Below are 17,880 nucleotides of genomic sequence, written 5' to 3' on the forward strand. Positions count from 1 at the left end.
TGGCTCGTCGCGCCCGCGCGGCGGACCGCAGATCGATACAGCCTGCGCCCCTAGGGGGCGTTCACTCCGCCGCCGGCAAAGCCGCCCTTGGCCGCTGCCAACCCCGCGACCCCCGCGCCCGCAGCCACGCCGTCGTCTCCTCGGCCGGCATCGCGGCCGCGACCAGCCAGCCCTGTACGGCGTCGCAGCCCAGGTCGCGCAAGCGCTCCCACGTCTCGTCGTCCTCGACGCCCTCCGCGACGACCAGCAGGCCCAGCGAGTGCGCCAGGTCGACCGTGCACCGCACGATCTCCGCGTCCTCGGCGTCGACCGCTAGCCGCGCCACGAAGGACCGGTCGATCTTCAGTTCGCTGACCGGCAGCCGCCGCAGGTGCACCAGCGACGAATAGCCCGTACCGAAGTCGTCCAGGGACATCTTCACGCCGTGCCCGGTCAGCCCGGCCAGGGTGTCGGCCGCCCGCTGCGGATCCTCCAGCAGGACGTGCTCGGTTATCTCCAGCTGCAGGGCCCCGGCAGGGACGCCGTGCCGCGCCAGCCGCGCCGCCACCGACCCGGCGAACCCCGGCGTGTGGACGTCCCGCGGCGACACGTTGACCGCGACCGGCACATGCAGCCCCTGCGCCCGCCACCGGGCGACCTGCCCGAGCGCCGTCTCCAGCACGTACTCGGTGAGATGGGGCATCAGCCCCGACGACTCGGCGATCGCTATGAACTCGTCCGGCGGCACCTTCCCCCGCTCGGGATGCACCCAGCGGACCAGTGCCTCCAGGCCGGCGACCTGTCCGTCGAAGCGGACCTTCGGCTGGTAGTGCAGCTGCACCTCGTGCGCGTCCAGCGCCCGCCGCAGATCGCCGAGGAGCCCCAGCCGGTCCGGGGTGTTCGAGTCCCGCTTCGACTCGTACACCTCGACGCCCGTACGGTCCCGCTTCGCCTGGTACATCGCGACATCGGCCCGCCGCAGCAGCCCCTCCGCGTCCAGGGCGTGGTCGGGGAAGACCGCGACGCCCGCGCTGGCCTCCAGGACGAGCGTGAGCCCGTCCAGGTCGAGGGGTGAGCTGAGCTCGGCGACGAGGCCGCGGGCGACCCGCGTCGCGGACGTCGTGGAGTCGGCGACCGGCAGCAGCACGGCGAACTCGTCGCCGCCGAGCCGCGCGGCCTCCGCCCCGCGCGGCAGGGCGGCCCGCAGCCGGTCCGCGATCTGCAGCAGCAGCCGGTCGCCGGCGAGATGCCCGAGCGTGTCGTTGACGGACCGGAAGCGGTCCAGGTCGATGAGCATCAGGGCGGCGCGGGCGCCGATCCGCTCGGCGTCGTCCAGCGCGGTCCAGATGCGCTCGAGGAGCCACTGCCGGTTGGGCAGTCCGGTCAGCGGGTCGCGCAGCTGTTCCTCGGCGCGGGCGCGGGCAATCCACAGGGTGGAGTCGAGGGCGACCAGCGGGATGGAGAACAGCGGCAGCAGCACCGGCTGGGCGACGGCGACGACGCAGACCAGCGGGGCGATGCCGAGCAGCGCGACCGCGACCAGGCCCTGTCTGACCAGGGCGGTGCGGGCGACGGTGGGCAGGCCGCGGTGGCGCGGGGCGTGCAGGTACCAGAGCAGGGCGCGGGTGACCAGGAGGTAGGCGGCGGCGACCAGCACCACCTCGGGGGCGGTGTAGAGGGTCCAGGCGTCCGGGTTCCAGGGTTTCTCCACGGACGGCACGCGGCCGAAGACGCCGAGCACGAGGGCGCCGGCGGCGATGCCGAGGATGTCCACGGCGCCGTGCAGGACGCCCTGCCGCCAGCGGTTGCGCCGGGCTATGCCGACCAGCACGACGACGGTGAGGCTGACCATGCCGGCCGGCACCCAGCCGTAGAGCAGCAGGACGGCGAGGGTGAGGGCGGCGCCGGAGCCGGTGCCGCCCCACCAGCGGGAGCGGCCGAGCATGACCAGGTGGCCGACGATGATGCCGGTGAGGACCGCGAGGGACCAGCCGACGCTGCCGGACGGGAAGAGCGCGTGCGTGCCGGTGAAGGCGCGGTAGAAGCCGGCGCCGAGGACGAAGGCGGCCGAGCCGACGACCGCCGCGGGCAGCGCGGGCCAGGACAGGTGCCGTTCGTGTTCCGCGTCGGGCAGGCCGTGGTTGTGTCCGGAGGTGAGCGGCGGCACACCGCGGGTGTCCGTCACGGTGTACTGTCCGGTGCCCCGCCCCTCGGCGGCCGGACGCGCCGGGGGCCGCACGGTCCACCGGCTCGCCCGCCAGGCACCGGCGACCCTGAGGCGGCGCAGCCGTGAGTCAGGGGCGGCGCTCTCGGTCGGTTCCATTCCCGTCCCTCTCACAGCCGGCGGTGCCCACGCCACGCGGCCCGATGCCCGACATCCATCAACGTCGGCCGCGTTGGAAAACCCTTCCCCTTGCTCATCAGGAGCAAGGGGATGCCCCGACCGCAGCTGGGCACGGCAGGCGCACACCTCAACAGTAGGCCGCAGAAGGCTTCCACGGGCAGCGGTCGTCCACGGTTGCCCGAATGCGACCCGGCCACCCGTATGCATCTGGTATGCGCCGATCGGGTGACCTTCAACCGCTACTCCTCTGTGGGGAGTGCCACTTCGGCCGCCGCTTCGGGTCCCTGTTCCAGCAGGACGTTGAACCCTTCCTCGTTCAGAACAGGCACCTTGAGCTGCATCGCCTTGTCGTACTTCGAACCAGGATTGTCACCCACGACAACGAAAGAGGTCTTCTTCGAAACCGAACCGGTCACTTTCGCTCCCCGGCTCTGCAGCGCCTCCTTGGCCCCGTCGCGCGTGAAGTGCTCGAGAGTGCCGGTGACGACGACGGTCATCCCCTCGAGCGGGCGCGGGCCTTCGTCCTCGCCGGAGCCCTCCTCCTCCATGCGCACGCCGGCCGCCCGCCACTTGCGGAGGATCTCCTGGTGCCACTCCTCGGCGAACCACTCCTTGAGGGAGGCGGCGATGATCCCGCCGACCCCGTCGGTGTTGGCCAGCTCCTCCTCCGAGGCCTGCTCGATGCGCTCGATCGAGCGGAACTCGCGGGCCAGCGCCTCGGCGGCGACCGGGCCGACATGACGGATCGACAGACCGGTCAGGACGCGGGCGAGCGGGCGCTCCTTGGCCGCGGCGATGTTCTCCAGCATGGCGAGCGCGTTCTTCTTCGGCTCGCCCTGCTGGTTGGCGAAGACCGTGGCGACCTTCTCCTCGCCCGTCTTCGGGTCGCGCTTGGGCAGGCCGCTGTCCTGGTCGAGGACGTACGCCTTGATGGGCAGCAGCTGCTCGACGGTGAGGTCGAACAGGTCGCCCTCGTCGGTCAGCGGCGGGTCGGCCGGCTCCAGCGGCTTGGTCAGGGCGGCCGCGGCGACGTAACCGAAGTGCTCGATGTCCAGCGCCTTGCGTCCTGCCAGGTAGAACAGGCGCTCGCGCAACTGGGCCGGGCAGGTGCGGGCGTTGGGGCAGCGCAGGTCGACGTCGCCCTCCTTCATCGGCCGGAGCGCCGTACCGCACTCGGGGCACTCGGCCGGCATCACGAACTCGCGCTCGCTGCCGTCCCGCAGGTCGACGACCGGGCCGAGGATCTCCGGGATGACGTCACCGGCCTTGCGCAGCACGACCGTGTCGCCGATCAGGACGCCCTTCGCCTTGACGACGTCCTGGTTGTGCAGGGTGGCGAACTCGACCTCCGAGCCGGCCACCGTCACCGGCTCGACCTGGGCGTACGGAGTGACCCGGCCCGTGCGGCCCACGCCCACGCGGATGTTGATGAGCTTGGTGTTGACCTCCTCCGGCGCGTACTTGTACGCGATCGCCCAGCGGGGGGCGCGGGAGGTGGAGCCGAGGCGGCCCTGGAGCGGGATCTCGTCGAGCTTGACGACCACGCCGTCGATCTCGTGCGCCACGGAGTGGCGGTTCTCGCCGTAGTACGCGATGAACTCCCTTACGCCGTCGAGGTCGTCGACCACCTTGTTGTGCGTGGAGGTGGGCAGGCCCCAGGTCTTGAGCAGGTCGTAGCCCTGGGACAGGCGGGTCAGGCCCTCGAAGCCCTCCAGGACGCCGATGCCGTGCACGACCATGTGGAGGGGGCGGCCCGCGGTGACGCGCGGGTCCTTCTGGCGCAGTGAACCCGCCGCAGCGTTGCGCGGGTTGGCGAAGGGCTTGTCGCCGGCCTCCACCAGGCGGGCGTTGAGCTCCTCGAACTTCTCCATCGGGAAGTAGACCTCGCCGCGGATCTCCACGACGTCGGGGACCTTGTCACCCTTCAGCCTGTCCGGAATCTCCTTGATTGTGCGTACATTTGGGGTGATGTCCTCACCGGTGCGGCCGTCGCCTCGGGTCGCCGCGCGGGTGAGACGGCCGTGCTCGTAGGTGAGGTTGACGGCGAGGCCGTCGACCTTGAGCTCGCACAGGAGGTGGTAGTCGGGCCCGCCGACGTCCTTGGCGACGCGCTCGGCCCAGGCGGCCAGCTCCTCGTCGCTGAAGGCGTTGTCCAGGGAGAGCATGCGCGAGCGGTGCTGGACCGCCGTGAACTCGGTCTCGTACGCCCCCGCGACCTTCTGGGTCGGCGAGTCCGGCGTCCGCAGCTCGGGGTGCTTCTCCTCCAGCGCCTCCAGGGAGCGCAGGAGCTTGTCGAAGTCCGCGTCGCTGATGACCGGGGCGTCGTTCACGTAGTACCGGAAGCGGTGCTCCTCGATCTGCTCAGCGAGCTGCGCGTGCTGCTCCCGTGCCTCGGCGGGCACCGTCGTCTCCGCTTGCTTTTCGCCGGCCACCGTGTTGTCCTCCCGTTACTCTGGGTTGTCCGCGAGGGATCTCGCCGCCCGGACGCAGTGGGCGAGTGCCCTGCGCGCGTAGTCGGGGGAAGCCCCCGCGAGTCCGCACGACGGCGTGACCGTGACCGCCTCCGCGAGAAGCCCCGGTTGCAGCCCCAGCCTGCGCCACAGCGTCCTGACACCCATGACGCTACCGGCAGGGTCTGACAATCGGTCGTCCGTGCCCGGCACGACACCTGCGAAGAGCCGGGTACCCCCTTCCACCGCTTCGCCGATCGTGTCGTCGTCACGCTCGGTGAGGAGCGTGAAGTCGAAGGAGATCGCCGCCACGCCCGCCCGCCGAAGCAGGGCGAACGGGACGTCCGGTGCGCAGGAGTGGACCACGACCGGGCCGTCGCCGTGAACCCCCACGACGTCGCGGAGGGCGGCCTCGACGACCTGGCGGTCGACGGCACGGTGGGTGCGGTAGCCGCTGGCCGTCTTCACCTGGCCGCGCAGGACGGAGGTCAGGGAGGGCTCGTCGAGCTGGAGGACCAGCTGGGCGCCGGGCACGCGGCGCCGCAGCTCCGCGAGGTGCAGCCGCAGGCCCTCGGCGAGGGAGCCGGCCAGATCGCGGCAGGCGCCGGGGTCGGAGAGGGCGACCTCGCCGTTCCTGAGCTCCAGGGCGGCGGCCAGGGTCCAGGGACCCACCGCCTGCACCTTCAGCTGCCCCTCGTACCCCTGCGTGAACTCCTCCAGCGCGTCCAGGTCCTCGCCGAGCCAGGAGCGGGCGCGCTTGGTGTCGCGGCCGGGCCGGTCGCCGAGCCGCCAGCCGCTGGGCTCCACGCGCGCGTACAGCTCGACGAGCATGCCGGCGGTGCGTCCGATCATGTCGGCGCCGGGGCCGCGGGCGGGCAGTTCGGGCAGGAAGGGGAAGTCCTCGAAGGTGCCGGTGACCGTCTTCGCGGCCTCCCGGGCGTCCCCTCCGGGCATGGAGCCGACGCCGGTGGCGCCGCCGAAGCCGAACTCGCTCACTTCCCCGGCCTCACCGTCAGGTCGTTGACCTCGGCGTCCCTGGGCAGGTCGACGGCCATGAGGACGGCCGTGGCGACCGACTCGGGGTCGATCCACTTCGAGGGGTCGTACTCCTTGCCCTCCTGCTGGTGGACCTTGGCCTGCATCGGGCTCGCCGTGCGCCCCGGGTAGACCGAGGTGACGCGGACGCCGTTGCCGTGCTCCTCGTGGCGCAGCGAGTCCGCGAGGGCCTTGAGGCCGTGCTTGGAGGCGGCGTACGCGGACCAGTCGGCGTGGGCGTTCAGACCGGCGCCGGAGTTGACGAAGACCACGTGCCCGCGCGCGGCGCGCAGTTGCGGCAGGAAGTGGCGCGTCAGCTCGGCGGGCGCGATCAGGTTGACGTTGAGCTGGTGGCGCCAGGTCTTCGGGGTGAGCTCGCCGACCGGGCCCAGGTCGACCACACCGGCGATGTGCAGCAGCGAGTCCACGCGGTCCGGCAGCGTCTGGTGCGAGAAGGCCCAGGACAGCTTGTCGGGGTCGGCCAGGTCGCCGACCAGCGTCCGGGCGCCGGGGAACTCCGCGGCCAGCTCCTTGGCGCGGCCCGCGTCGCGCGCGTGCAGGACGAGTTCGTCCCCGCGCGCGTGGAGGCGGCGGGCGACGGCCGCGCCGATGCCGGAGCCGGCTCCGGTGATCACATGTGTAGCCATGCGGCCATGCTCGCACCCGCCGGCACCCGCGCGGCTCCCCAGGTCGCCTACTCGACTCCCCGGCTCTCCTCCAGGTAGGCCAGCGCCCCCACCGGCTCCTCCGCGAAGAACACGAGCTCGGTCAGGGGCACGGGCAGGAAGCCCTCGTCCTCCATGCGCCGGAACTGCTCCTTGAGGCCGTCGTAGAAGCCCGCGGTGTTCAGCAGCACCACCGGCTTGTCCGTGTGCCCGTGCTTCTTCAGCTCCAGGATCTCGGTCGCCTCGTCGAGCGTCCCCGCGCCACCCACCATGATCACCACGGCGTCGGCCTTCTCCAGGAGCAGCTTCTTGCGCTCGGCGAGGTCCTTGGCGATCACCATCTCGTCGACGCCCGGGCGCACCTTCGCGGCCAGGAACTCCACCGAGACCCCCACGAGCCGCCCTCCGGCCTCCTGCACGCCGTCCGCGACCACCTTCATCAGCCCGACGTCCGAACCGCCCCACACGAGCGTGTGCCCGCCCTTGCCCAGCAGTTTCGCGAACTCGCGCGCGGGGCGCGTGTATCGCTCGTCGAGGTCGGCGGCGGAGAGGAAGACGCAGATTCGCATGAGGCCACCGTACGCGGGAAGAACCGGGGCCCCGCGAACGCTTTTCCGGTATGGCCCAAGGACACACGATCACCATCGAGCAAGGCGACCAGCACGTGCGCGTGGTGCACGGCGACCAGATCCTCGCGGAGAGCGAACGGCCCCTCGTGCTCAGGGAGACGGGCAGTCCGGTGCGTTACTACCTACCCGCCGAGGACGTACGACTCGATCTGCTGAGCCCTTCCGACACCCACACCTACTGCCCGTTCAAGGGCACGGCGTCCTACTGGTCGCTGCCGGACGCACCGGACCTGGTGTGGGCGTACCCGGACCCGAAGCCGGACGTCGCGGAGATCAAGGACCACCTCTGCTTCTACGAAGTCGAAGTGTCGTGAGCGATTAAATCCCCGCCATGGGGGAGTCTCCTCAGACATGGACAAGAAGACCCTTTCGCGCGACGGCACCCCCATCGCGTACCAGCGCACCGGTCAGGGCCCCGCGATCATCCTGGTGAGCGGGGCCATGTCGACGGGGGCCACCGTGGCGCCCCTCGCGGGGCTCCTCGGGGACCGTTTCAGCGTCGTCGCCTACGACCGCCGGGGCCGTGGCGCGAGCGGTGACACCGCTCCGTACGCGGTGGCCCGCGAGGTCGAGGACCTGGCCGCGCTCGTCGACGCGGTGGGCGGCGAGGCCTCGCTGTACGGCATCTCGTCCGGCGGCGCGCTCGTCCTGGAGGCGGCGGCGAGCGGGCTGCCGCTGCGCTCCGTCGCCGTGTACGAGGTGCCGTTCGCCCTGGACGACACCGGCGCCAAGGAGCGCGCCGAGTACACGCAGAACCTCACGACGGCGCTCGCCCAGGGCCGGCCCGGCGACGCCGTCGAGCACTTCCTGCGGCTCACGGGTCTGGCCGAGGAGATGATCCAGGGCGCCCGCAACTCCCCCATGTGGCCCGGCATGGAGGCGATCGCGCCGAGTCTGGCGTACGACGACGCGGTGATGGCGGGGGGACTGGTGCCGCGCGAGCGGCTGGCCGCCATCGGCGTGCCCGTGCTGTCCGTCGCGGGCGGCGCGAGCCCGGAGTGGCTGCGCGAGGCCGCCCGCGCCGTGGCCGAAACCGCGCCCCGGGGGACGTACGAAGTGCTGGAAGGGCAGACCCACATGGTCGATCCGAACGCCCTCGCGCCGGTGCTGGCGGAGTTCTTCCTCAGCGCGACTTGAGGAAGCCCGGGCCCCCGTCAGGCGACCGAAGTCGTCGTCCTCGCGCGCGTGGTCGTCGCGATCGTCGCCGAGCCCAGGACACGCGTGCCGTCGTACAGGACGATCGCCTGGCCGGGGGCCACTCCGCGGACCGGCTCCGTGAAGGTGACCTCCAGGGTGCCGTTGATCAGTTCGGCGGTCACCTCGGTCTCGCCGCCGTGGGCGCGGAGCTGGGCGGTGTAGGTGCCGGGGCCCGAGGGGGGCGTGCCGCACCAGCGGGGCTTGATCGCGGTGAGGGCGGTGACGTCGAGGGCGGCGGCCGGGCCGACCGTCACCGTGTTGTCCACCGGTGAGATGTCCAGGACGTAGCGCGGCTTGCCGTCGGGGGCCGGGGTGCCGATGCGCAGGCCCTTGCGCTGGCCGATGGTGAAGCCGTACGCGCCCTCGTGGGTGCCGACCTTGGTGCCGGACTCGTCGACGATGTCGCCCTCGGCCTTGCCGAGGCGGTTCGCGAGGAAGCCCTGGGTGTCGCCGTCGGCGATGAAGCAGATGTCGTGCGAGTCGGGCTTCTTGGCGACGGCGAGGCCACGGCGCTCGGCCTCGGCACGGATCTCGTCCTTGGTCGTCACCGTGTCGCCCAGCGGGAAGAGCGCGTGGGCCAGCTGGCGCTCGTCCAGGACGCCGAGGACGTACGACTGGTCCTTGGCCATGTCGGAGGCGCGGTGCAGCTCGCGCGTGCCGTCGTCGTTCACGATCACCTGGGCGTAGTGGCCGGTGCAGACCGCGTCGAAGCCGAGGGCGAGGGCCTTGTCGAGCAGGGCGGCGAACTTGATCTTCTCGTTGCAGCGCAGACAGGGGTTCGGGGTGCGGCCGGCCTCGTACTCGGCGACGAAGTCGTCGACCACGTCCTCCTTGAAGCGGTCGGCGAGGTCCCAGACGTAGAACGGGATGCCGATGACGTCGGCCGCGCGGCGGGCGTCGTGGGAGTCCTCGATGGTGCAACAGCCCCGCGCGCCGGTCCGGAACGATTGCGGGTTCGCGGAGAGCGCGAGGTGGACGCCGGTCACGTCGTGGCCGGCGTCCGCGGCGCGGGCGGCGGCGACGGCGGAGTCCACCCCGCCGGACATGGCGGCGAGTACGCGAAGGGGGCGGGGGCGCTGCGGGGTGTCAGTCATAGCCCTTCAAGAGTAAAGGCCCGCGGGAACCGGAGCCCACGAGTATCCGTTGACGATCACATGGGGGACACGAAACGGGACTCGGAGCGGGATGCCGACCGGCGGCTCGGGCGCCGTGCGCTGATCGTCGGCGGCGCGGCGGCGGCCGTCGGCACGGCCGCGCTCGCGCGCGACGAGCTGGCCCATCTGTGGTGGCGGCTGCCGGGCGTGGAGCGGCCGCGGGTGGCGGGCGCGGTGGACTTCCGGGGCGCGCGCTGGATCGCGGCCTCGCCGGCGAACTACCGGCGCGCGGACCGCCCGGACGACTACGCGATAGACCGGGTGGTCATCCATGTCACCCAGGGCGGTTACGCGAGCGCGGTGAAGGTCTTCCAGGACCCCGGCCACCGGGCCGCGGCCCACTACATCGTCCGCAAGGACGGCCGCGTCACCCAGATGATCCGCGAGCTCGACGTGGCCTTCCACGCGGGCAACAGGGAGTACAACGAACGCAGCGTCGGCATCGAGCACGAGGGCTTCGTGGAGCGCAGGTCCTCGTTCACGGACGCGATGTACGCCGCCTCGGCGCGGCTGACGGCGGGGATCTGCGCGCGGTACGAGATATCCGTGGACCGGGAGCACATCATCGGGCACGTGGAGGTGCCGGGGACGGACCACACCGACCCCGGGCCCTACTGGGACTGGGAGAGATATATACGACTCGTGCGGTCCGCGGTGTCAACGAAGACGACAACGAAGTCGTAAAGCCTTCCGGGGTGACGACCTGTCCGTTGCGTCCCTCGCTCCACGTGCGATCAGGACTTCCTCAACTTGGCTTTTCTTCAAGGGAGTTGGAGCACTTCAGGTTTCACGGCTCGTTCACAGCCCGCGCGGCTTCCTCCTAACTACGCCCCAGTACTTACACAGTCCTTGGTTCAACGATCCGCCCCATGACTCACACCACGGACCCCGCCTTCGAGGCGGACAGAGAGAGCGAACCCGATCGCAGCGAGGACCGGCACCGCAAGGACAGGCAGGACAAGGGCGGGCACCGCAAGGCGGCTCCCGCCAAGAGCGAGCACGGCAAGGCCGACCAGTCGGGACGGCGCCGGGGCAAGGGCCTGCACCGGCGTCAGTTCCTCGGTGGCGTGGCCGGGGCCGGGATCGGAGCCGTCGTCGCGGGCGGAGCGGCCTTCTCGCTGCTGAGCGACGCAAGCAAGAACAAGGCGGGCGCGGCGACCAACACCGCGACCCTGACCATCCCGGACCTGCTGGAGGGCACCACCTCCGACAGCGTCACCACGTACACCTTGGAGGCCAAGACCGGCACCCACGAGGTGCTCTCCGGGGTCACCAGCGACACGATGGGCTACAACCAGGACTTCCTCGGTCCCACCATGAAGTGGACCAACGGGGACGTGGTCCTGCTCAACATCACCAACAGCATCGGCGCGGACACCACCGTGCACTTCCACGGCGCCCACGTCCCGCCCAAGATGGACGGCGGCCCCCAGGTCGCCTTCGCCGACGGCGAGACCTGGTCCCCCACCTTCACGGTCAAGGACCCGGCGACCACTCTCTGGTACCACCCGCACGCCCTGGGCACCACCGCCCAGCAGGCCGTGCACGGCCTGGCCGGGATGATCATCGTCGAGGACGACACGGACACCTCCGCGGCGCTGCCCAGCGACTACGGCGTGGACGACGTCCCGCTCATCTTCCAGTGCCTCGCCGTGGACACCACGGGAGACATCAAGTACGACGCGACCGGCTACCGCGAGTCCGACACCGAATTCCCCCTGCTCCTGAACGGGACCAACGTCGACGACACGACCCTCACCTTCACCGCCACCAAGACCCGGACCCGGTTCCGCTGTCTGAACGCCTCCCCGTCGGACATCATCACCATCCAGCGCAGCGACGGCGGCAACCTGACCCAGATCGCCACCGACCAGGGCTACCTCGCCGAAGCGGCCGACGTCACCACGATCCGCCTGGTCGCCGGCGCCCGCGCCGAGTTCGTCCTGGACCTCACCGACGACGTCACCCTGCAGGCCGTCGTCACCACCGGCTGGATCCGTGGCGGCTCCGGCACCTTCGACGTCCTCGCGGTCACGGCCAGTGGCACCGACACCCCGGACGACCTGCCCAGCACCCTCAACACCATCGACCGGTACGACACCAGCGACTTCACCGCCCGGACGATCACCCTCGGCAACTCCGGCGCCACCATGCTGATCAACGGCTCGGCCGGGACCAGCATGGACTCCATGGCCATGATCAGCACCACGCTGGGGTCCAAGGAGATCTGGACGATCAAGAACAGCACACAGCTGGAGCACTCGTTCCATCTGCATGACGTCCCCTACCAGTTGATCTCCATCAACGGAGAGGATCCGACCGGCGTCCAGCTCGGCTGGTACGACACCTACGAGGTGGTCGGCGGCGGTTCCATCGTGATCGCGATGGAGTTCACCGACTTCGCCGACGACACGTACATGTACATGCTGCACTGCCACCTTCTGCAGCACGAGGACGAGGGAATGATGGCGTCCCTCATGATCACGGACGACGGTTCGACCAGTACCACCACGGACACGTCCGACAGCACCGACTCGACGGCCACCGCAACGGCCAGTGCGAGCGCGTCGGCGTCCGCGGACGCGACGGACGACTCGACCGCGACGGCGTCCGCGAGCGCCGACGCGACGGACGGTTAGTCCCACGGGTCCGACGCCGGCCTCCCCCGTGGGCGCCGGACCCCTCGTCAAGGGCCGGGGAGAGTCGGCGGACTCTCCCCGGCCCGTCGTCGGTTCAGCTCAGCCCCGCCACGCGGGCCCGCTCCACCGCCGGGCCGATCGCTTTCGCCACCGCTTCGACGTCGGCCTCAGTGGAGGTGTGGCCGAGGGAGAAGCGGAGGGTGCCGCGGGCGAGGTCCGGGTCGGTGCCGGTGGCCAGCAGGACATGGCTGGGCTGGGCCACGCCCGCGGTGCAGGCGGAGCCGGTGGAGCACTCGATGCCCTGGGCGTCGAGCAGCAGGAGCAGGGAGTCGCCCTCGCAGCCCGGGAAGGTGAAGTGGGCGTTGGCCGGCAGCCGGTCGACCGGGTCGCCGCCGAGGATCGCGTCCGGGACGGCCGTACGCACCGCCTCGACCAGGCTGTCGCGCAGGGCGCCGATCTCGCGGGCGAACCACTCGCGCTGTTCGGCGGCGAGCCGGCCGGCGACCGCGAAGGAGGCGATCGCGGGGACGTCGAGGGTGCCGGAGCGGACGTGCCGCTCCTGGCCGCCGCCGTGCAGGACCGGTACGGGGGTGTGCTCACGGCCCAGGACCAGGGCACCGATGCCGTACGGGCCGCCGATCTTGTGGCCGGAGACCGTCATCGCGGCGAGGCCGGACCCCGCGAAGTCGACCGGGACCTGGCCGAAGGCCTGGACCGCGTCGGCGTGCAGCGGGACGCCGAACTCCCCTGCCGCATCGGCCAGTTCGCGCACCGGCAGGACCGTGCCGATCTCGTTGTTGGCCCACATCACGGTGGCGAGGGCGACGTCGTCGGGGTTGCGGGCGACGGCCTCGCGCAGGGCGTCGGGGTGGACCCGGCCGTAGGGGTCCACCGGGAGGTACTCGACGGTGGCGCCCTCGTGTTCGCCGAGCCAGTGCACGGCGTCGAGGACGGCGTGGTGCTCGACGGGGCTGGCGAGGACCCGGGTGCGGTTCGGGTCGGCGTCGCGGCGGGACCAGTACAGGCCCTTGACCGCGAGGTTGTCGGCCTCGGTGCCGCCGGAGGTGAACACCACCTCGCTGGGGCGGGCGCCGAGCGCTTCCGCGAGGGTCTCGCGGGATTCCTCGACCGTACGGCGGGCTCTGCGGCCGGATGCGTGGAGGGAGGAGGCGTTGCCCGTGATGTTCAGGTGGGCCGTCATCGCCTCGACTGCCTCGGGGAGCATCGGGGTGGTCGCGGCGTGGTCGAGGTATGCCATGGTGCGACGATTGTACGGGGCCGAGGTGATGGGCCTCCCGGCCGTGCCCTGTCGTCCTCAGGGTCCTTGGCCGGCGTCGTTCAACGTGTTTTCCCCGGTGTCACAGGCTCCACGAGACCGTGTTGGACATCTGCATCACGATCGCCAGGACCACGAGGTCGGCGACGCCGAGGGTCAGACCCAGAAAGGCGCGGCCACGGCGCTTGGTGCCCCGCCAGAGGGCCGCCGCGGCCAGGGCGATGGCGATCGGGCCGAGGAAGACGTTCAGGACCAGCAGGCCGATGAGGCCCAGGATGAAGGACGCGACGGCCATGCCGTCGGCGTCGCGGCGGGTCGGGGCGGCGTTCGGGCGGGCGGTGGCAGGGGCGGTGAGTTGCATGACGGGTCAGCTCCTGGAAGTCGCTGGGGTGTGCGGTCAGTGGGCGCGGCGGCCGTGCCGCTCGCGGAGCGCGAAGATGCCGAGCCAGGCGGCGATCAGGACGGCGGCGACGAGGGTGAAGGTGAGCGGCGCGTGGGCCACGGTGCCGAGCACGGCACCGAACAGCAGCAGCGCGGCGACGAGGAACAGCATGGGATTCGATCCCCCTCCGAGACGTCCCGTGGGCGTCTCTCGTTACGGTTGGGTGAACAGTTGTAGTAACACTTGTTCACTGACTACAGAGTCTAGCGCGCCACCCGGCTTCCCAAATCCAGAGAACAGTTGTTAACTGGATGACATGAGTCACACCCTCGGCATCCGGCAGGCCCAGAAACAGAAGACCCGGCAGGCGCTGCTCGACGCGGCGCTGGGTCTGCTGGAGGAGCAGAGCCTGAGCAGCCTGGGCCTGCGCGAGGTCACCCGCGCCGTGGGGGTCGCCCCCACCGCCTTCTACCGGCACTTCCGCTCCATCGCGGATCTCGGCGTGGCCCTGGTCGAGGAGGCGCTGGGCAGCCTGCACCCGATGATCCGCACGACGGTGACCGCGGCGGACAGCAGCGAGGAACGGATAGCGCGCGCCATTCAGTTGATCGCCGGTCATGTGGACGCGTACCCCGCACATGTCCGGTTTATCGCCCGTGAGCGACATGGCGGGGTTCAGCCGGTACGGGAGGCGATCTGCGACCAACTCGTCCGGTTCGCCCAGGAGGTGGGCGCCGAGCTCGCCAAGGACCCGGAGTCCAGGGGCTGGAGCGAGGACGACCTGCTCATGCTGGCCCATCTCTACGTGGACCAGATGCTGATCACGGCCTCCCTCTTCCTGGAGGCGCTGGAGGGCACGGCACAGGACCGCGAGCGCGTCACGCAGGTCGCGACCCGCCAGATGCGGCTGATCAGCATCGGCCGCCACCACTGGCTGGACTGACACCGAGCACGAGACGGCAACACACAGGGGCGGCACCCCCGTTCACCGGGAGTGCCGCCCCTGTCGCACGACGGAACGCGTCAGCTCTTGGTCGACGCGGCCGACGGCTGGCCGCTCGGCGCTCCGCTGGGGGCCGCGCCGCCGCCCGGACCGCCCTGGCCGCCGCCGCAGCCGCCGCCCATGCCACCGCCGGGACCGCCCTGGCCGCCCTGGCCCGCGCCGGGGCCGCCGCCGGTCGAGCCGGTCGGCATGCCCGAGGGGGTGCCGGTGGGCCTGGCGGTCGAGTTGCCGGTCGGAGCACCCGAGGGCGCGCCGCTGGGCATGCCGGACGCGTTGCCGGACGGTGCCGAACAGGCCTGCTGCTGCCCGGAGTTGCCGGTGTTCGAGGACGACGAGGAGTCGCTCGAACCGCAGGCCGCCAGGACCAGAGGCGAGAGCGCCAGCAGGGCCACTGCGGGGACGAGACGCACACGCTTCATGAGAAACAACTCCAAGGAGGATGAAGGAAGATGAGGGAGCCTTGAGGCGGGCACTCAATCAACGGCGCTTAGGGCTTCCTTGGGGGCGGTCTGTCCCCGGCCTGTGATTCGGGTAAAGAGGATCTCAAGAAACCGCGCTCACCTGCGACTTCAGAAATCGACCGGAACTACTCGCTGGTACAAGTCCGTGACAGAAGCGGCCGCGGCGGCCAGTTCCTCACGCAGTTCGGGAGGCGCGAGGACCTCCACGTTGTCGGCGAACTGGAGGAGCGGGCGGGCCTCGCGCAGGAAGCCGTACGACAGCTTCACCGTCACCCACTCCCCCTCGCCCTCGGTGTCCGGCAGCTCGGCCAACTGCGCGGCGGTCAGGCGCAGGAACATGTCGAGACGGTCGCGCCGGACGCGGACCGTGACGTCGAGTCCGCCGGGCCGCTCCTCGACCTGGCGGCGCAACACCTCCCAGACGTCGGCGAGTTCGACGCCCGCCCGCCGCCGTACCGGCTCCGCCAGCACGGTGGCCGAGCGCACCCGGTCGGCGCGGAAGAGCTGCGGCTTCGTACGGCGGTCGGCGACCAGGTACCAGACGCCCGCCTTGGAGACCAGGCCGTACGGGTCCACGGTGTACGTCCGCGGCTCCTGCTCGCCGCTGTGCCGGTAGCGCAGCCTCAGGCGCCGGTCGGCGAAGACCGCGTCCTGCAGGACGTCCAGGTCGACCGCCTTCTGCGGGCCACCCTTCCAGCGGGTGGCGTCGACCAGGATGCGGCGGCTGGTCACCTCGGCGGCCGGGCGGTACGGCGCCGGCAGCGCGGCCATCACCTTGCGCAGGGCCGAGCCGAGGGCGGCGTCCAGGCCGAGCGCGGCGTGCGCGCCCTGGGCGGCCAGGATGAACAGGGCGCGGGACTCGTCGGCGGTGAGGCCGGTGACGTCCGTGCGGAAGCCGGCGAGCAGTTCGATGCCGCCGTGCCGGCCGCGCTCGGCGTAGACCGGCACGCCGGAGGCCGACAGGGCCTCGACGTCCCGGTAGATCGTGCGCACCGACACCTCCAGCCGGTCGGCGAGTTCGTGCGCGGGGACGCGGCCGCGGGTCTGCAGGAGCAGCAGGATCGAGAGCAGACGGTCGGACTTCACGGCACCAGAATCCCGCCGTGTCCGGGCCCGCCGCAAATGCTGACGGATACTGTCAGGTTATGTGGGGGAACCTCTGGGCGACGGATCACCGAGACGGATCACAGAGCAGAGAGGTCCACCATGGACGTGACGGATCCCCGCCCGATATACACCCGCGCCACCGAGCAGACGGCCGCACTGATCAAGACGGTGACGCCGGAGCGGCTGAACAGCCCCACCCCGTGCACCGAGTTCGACGTACGCACACTGCTCTCGCACATCGTCGGGGGCACCCTGCGGATCGCGGTGGCGGGTGAGACGGGTGACGGGGGCGAGGTGCGGCCGTTCGTCGAGGGGGTGCCCGACGACGGCTGGCCGGCCGCGTACGACGAGGTGCGGGTGCGGGTGCTGCGGGCCTGGGAGAGCGACGAGCGGATGACGGCGGCGGTGCGGGTGCCGTGGGGCGAGGTGCCGGGCGCGGCGGCTCTCGCCGGTTACGTGATGGAACTGGTCACCCACACCTGGGACTTGTCGGACGCGCTCGGCCACCCGGTGGAACTCGACCCGGAACTGGCGGAGTTCGCCCTCGCGACGGCCCGGCAGGTACTGCCGGACCCGGTCCGCGAGGGCGCGGACTTCCCCTTCGCGTCCGCCCGACCGGTCCCCGAAGGGGCCGACAGCTACCGGCAGTTGGCGGGTTGGCTGGGCCGGGATCCGGTCGCCCTCAGCCCAGCCTGACCCGCGCCAGCTGGCGCGACTGGGCCACCAGACGGTCCTCGCTGTCCCAGACCTCCGCGTCCTCCTCCAGGAAGCCGCCGGCCAGGTTGCGGGTGGTGATGGAGACGCGGAGGGGGCCGGGAGCCGGGCGGGAGCGGACGTGGACCGTCAGTTCCACCGTGGGGACCCAGCCCTTGAGGCCGATCTCGAAGGCGGTGGGCGGCAGCGCGTCCACCGCCAGCAGGAGGGAGAGGGGGTCCGCGTCACGGCCGTCGGCGAGGCCGAACCAGGCCCGCATCTCGCCCTTGCCCGAGGGCGCGCCGACCGCCCAGCCGAGGGTGGCCGGGTCCAGCTTGATCATGAGGCGGTCGGCGATGGCCGAGCTGCCGGAGACCGGGGCGGGCCCGTCCTGGGGGCCGAAGCACTCCTCGATCGGCGGGAACGCCGGCGGCACGGCCGTCGTACGGACGTCGTCCGGGAGGGCGTCCAGGTCGCCGTAGGAGGCGAGGACGCGGATGCGCTCCACCTCGTGGCCCTCGTCGTCGAACTGGAAGAGCGAGGCCTGGCCGGTGGAGAGGGTGCGGCCGGTGCGGACCACCTCGGTGCGGACGACCGCCGGGCCCGGCTGGGACGCGGTCAGGTAGTGCGCCGAGATGGTGAACGGGTCGGCGTGCGGCAGGGTGTCCGCGAGGGCGCGGCCGAGGACCGCCAGCAGATAGCCGCCGTTCACGGCGTTGATGATGGTCCAGCCCGCGGAGAGGTCGATGTCGTACACGCCGGGCGCGCGCCGGGTGAGCGCGGTGTCCCGGTCGAACTCGCTGTCGCCGATCGTGGCCCGCGTGACGTGCGCGGCGGTGGCTGCTTCTGGCATGGATGAACGGTAC

General features: G+C 71.4%; 18 protein-coding genes. 6 read left to right on the plus strand and 12 right to left on the minus strand.

Annotation, left to right across the window (positions count from 1 at the left end):
- Positions 1-61 precede the first annotated feature (61 nt).
- The 5 genes from ABZ848_RS36195 to ABZ848_RS36215 form a co-directional block, all read right to left on the minus strand.
- The gene (locus tag ABZ848_RS36195) at positions 62-2,302 is read right to left on the minus strand and encodes a bifunctional diguanylate cyclase/phosphodiesterase (protein ID WP_360838828.1); all 2,241 of its coding nucleotides are present in this window, start codon (positions 2,300-2,302) and stop codon (positions 62-64) included.
- 260 nt (positions 2,303-2,562) lie between these two features.
- Positions 2,563-4,755 (minus strand): NAD-dependent DNA ligase LigA, encoded by a 2,193-nt coding sequence (gene ligA / locus ABZ848_RS36200; RefSeq protein ID WP_360838829.1) that lies wholly within the window; start codon positions 4,753-4,755, stop codon positions 2,563-2,565.
- 15 nt (positions 4,756-4,770) lie between these two features.
- Positions 4,771-5,727, minus strand: a complete 957-nt coding sequence (locus ABZ848_RS36205; protein ID WP_360838939.1) for a methionine synthase — start codon at positions 5,725-5,727, stop codon at positions 4,771-4,773.
- Positions 5,728-5,765: 38 nt separating this feature from the next.
- Positions 5,766-6,455, minus strand: coding sequence for an SDR family oxidoreductase (locus ABZ848_RS36210; RefSeq protein ID WP_360838830.1), 690 nt, complete (start codon positions 6,453-6,455; stop codon positions 5,766-5,768).
- Between the two features lie 47 nt (positions 6,456-6,502).
- Positions 6,503-7,042 carry a TIGR00730 family Rossman fold protein gene (locus ABZ848_RS36215; RefSeq protein ID WP_360838831.1) on the minus strand — a complete coding sequence of 180 codons (540 nt, stop codon included), beginning with the start codon at positions 7,040-7,042 and terminating at the stop codon, positions 6,503-6,505.
- Positions 7,043-7,092: 50 nt separating this feature from the next.
- Here ABZ848_RS36215 and ABZ848_RS36220 point away from each other — a divergent pair, with 50 nt between their 5' ends.
- Positions 7,093-7,416, plus strand: a complete 324-nt coding sequence (locus ABZ848_RS36220; protein WP_360838832.1) for a DUF427 domain-containing protein — start codon at positions 7,093-7,095, stop codon at positions 7,414-7,416.
- A gap of 37 nt (positions 7,417-7,453) precedes the next feature.
- A complete protein-coding gene (locus tag ABZ848_RS36225) occupies positions 7,454-8,239 on the plus strand; it encodes an alpha/beta hydrolase (protein WP_360838834.1) in 786 nt (261 codons plus the stop codon).
- Between the two features lie 17 nt (positions 8,240-8,256).
- On the opposite strand, the gene mnmA is transcribed toward ABZ848_RS36225, so the two are convergent.
- Positions 8,257-9,393, minus strand: coding sequence for a tRNA 2-thiouridine(34) synthase MnmA (gene mnmA, locus ABZ848_RS36230; protein WP_360838835.1), 1,137 nt, complete (start codon positions 9,391-9,393; stop codon positions 8,257-8,259).
- Positions 9,394-9,453: 60 nt separating this feature from the next.
- Between mnmA and ABZ848_RS36235 the strand changes: the two genes are divergently transcribed.
- Together ABZ848_RS36235 and ABZ848_RS36240 are read left to right on the plus strand one after the other, a co-directional pair.
- Positions 9,454-10,137, plus strand: coding sequence for an N-acetylmuramoyl-L-alanine amidase (locus ABZ848_RS36235; RefSeq protein ID WP_360838837.1), 684 nt, complete (start codon positions 9,454-9,456; stop codon positions 10,135-10,137).
- Positions 10,138-10,322: 185 nt separating this feature from the next.
- Positions 10,323-12,092 (plus strand): multicopper oxidase domain-containing protein, encoded by a 1,770-nt coding sequence (locus ABZ848_RS36240; protein WP_360838838.1) that lies wholly within the window; start codon positions 10,323-10,325, stop codon positions 12,090-12,092.
- Positions 12,093-12,186: 94 nt separating this feature from the next.
- On the opposite strand, the gene ABZ848_RS36245 is transcribed toward ABZ848_RS36240, so the two are convergent.
- From ABZ848_RS36245 to ABZ848_RS36255, 3 genes are all read right to left on the minus strand, one after another.
- Entirely contained in the window at positions 12,187-13,350 is a 1,164-nt protein-coding gene (locus ABZ848_RS36245; RefSeq protein ID WP_360838839.1) for a cysteine desulfurase family protein, read from the minus strand.
- 100 nt (positions 13,351-13,450) lie between these two features.
- Positions 13,451-13,729, minus strand: coding sequence for a DUF4190 domain-containing protein (locus tag ABZ848_RS36250; protein WP_360838840.1), 279 nt, complete (start codon positions 13,727-13,729; stop codon positions 13,451-13,453).
- Positions 13,730-13,765: 36 nt separating this feature from the next.
- On the minus strand, positions 13,766-13,921 hold the full coding sequence (locus ABZ848_RS36255) for a hypothetical protein (RefSeq protein ID WP_360838842.1): 156 nt from the start codon (positions 13,919-13,921) through the stop codon (positions 13,766-13,768).
- Between the two features lie 145 nt (positions 13,922-14,066).
- Between ABZ848_RS36255 and ABZ848_RS36260 the strand changes: the two genes are divergently transcribed.
- Positions 14,067-14,693 (plus strand): TetR family transcriptional regulator, encoded by a 627-nt coding sequence (locus ABZ848_RS36260; protein WP_360838844.1) that lies wholly within the window; start codon positions 14,067-14,069, stop codon positions 14,691-14,693.
- 80 nt (positions 14,694-14,773) lie between these two features.
- Here ABZ848_RS36260 and ABZ848_RS36265 read toward each other — a convergent pair whose 3' ends face one another.
- Both ABZ848_RS36265 and ABZ848_RS36270 read right to left on the minus strand, forming a co-directional pair.
- Positions 14,774-15,172, minus strand: coding sequence for a hypothetical protein (locus ABZ848_RS36265; protein WP_360838845.1), 399 nt, complete (start codon positions 15,170-15,172; stop codon positions 14,774-14,776).
- A 150-nt stretch (positions 15,173-15,322) separates the two neighbouring features.
- A complete protein-coding gene (locus ABZ848_RS36270; protein WP_360838847.1) occupies positions 15,323-16,300 on the minus strand; it encodes a YafY family protein in 978 nt (325 codons plus the stop codon).
- 120 nt (positions 16,301-16,420) lie between these two features.
- Here ABZ848_RS36270 and ABZ848_RS36275 point away from each other — a divergent pair, with 120 nt between their 5' ends.
- Positions 16,421-17,017, plus strand: a complete 597-nt coding sequence (locus ABZ848_RS36275; RefSeq protein WP_360838849.1) for a TIGR03086 family metal-binding protein — start codon at positions 16,421-16,423, stop codon at positions 17,015-17,017.
- On the opposite strand, the gene ABZ848_RS36280 is transcribed toward ABZ848_RS36275, so the two are convergent.
- Entirely contained in the window at positions 17,004-17,867 is an 864-nt protein-coding gene (locus ABZ848_RS36280; RefSeq protein ID WP_360838851.1) for a thioesterase family protein, read from the minus strand. The genes ABZ848_RS36275 and ABZ848_RS36280 overlap by 14 nt on opposite strands.
- Positions 17,868-17,880 lie beyond the last annotated feature (13 nt).

The sequence above is a fragment of the Streptomyces sp. NPDC047081 genome (assembly GCF_040643775.1).
GTDB lineage: Bacteria > Actinomycetota > Actinomycetes > Streptomycetales > Streptomycetaceae > Streptomyces.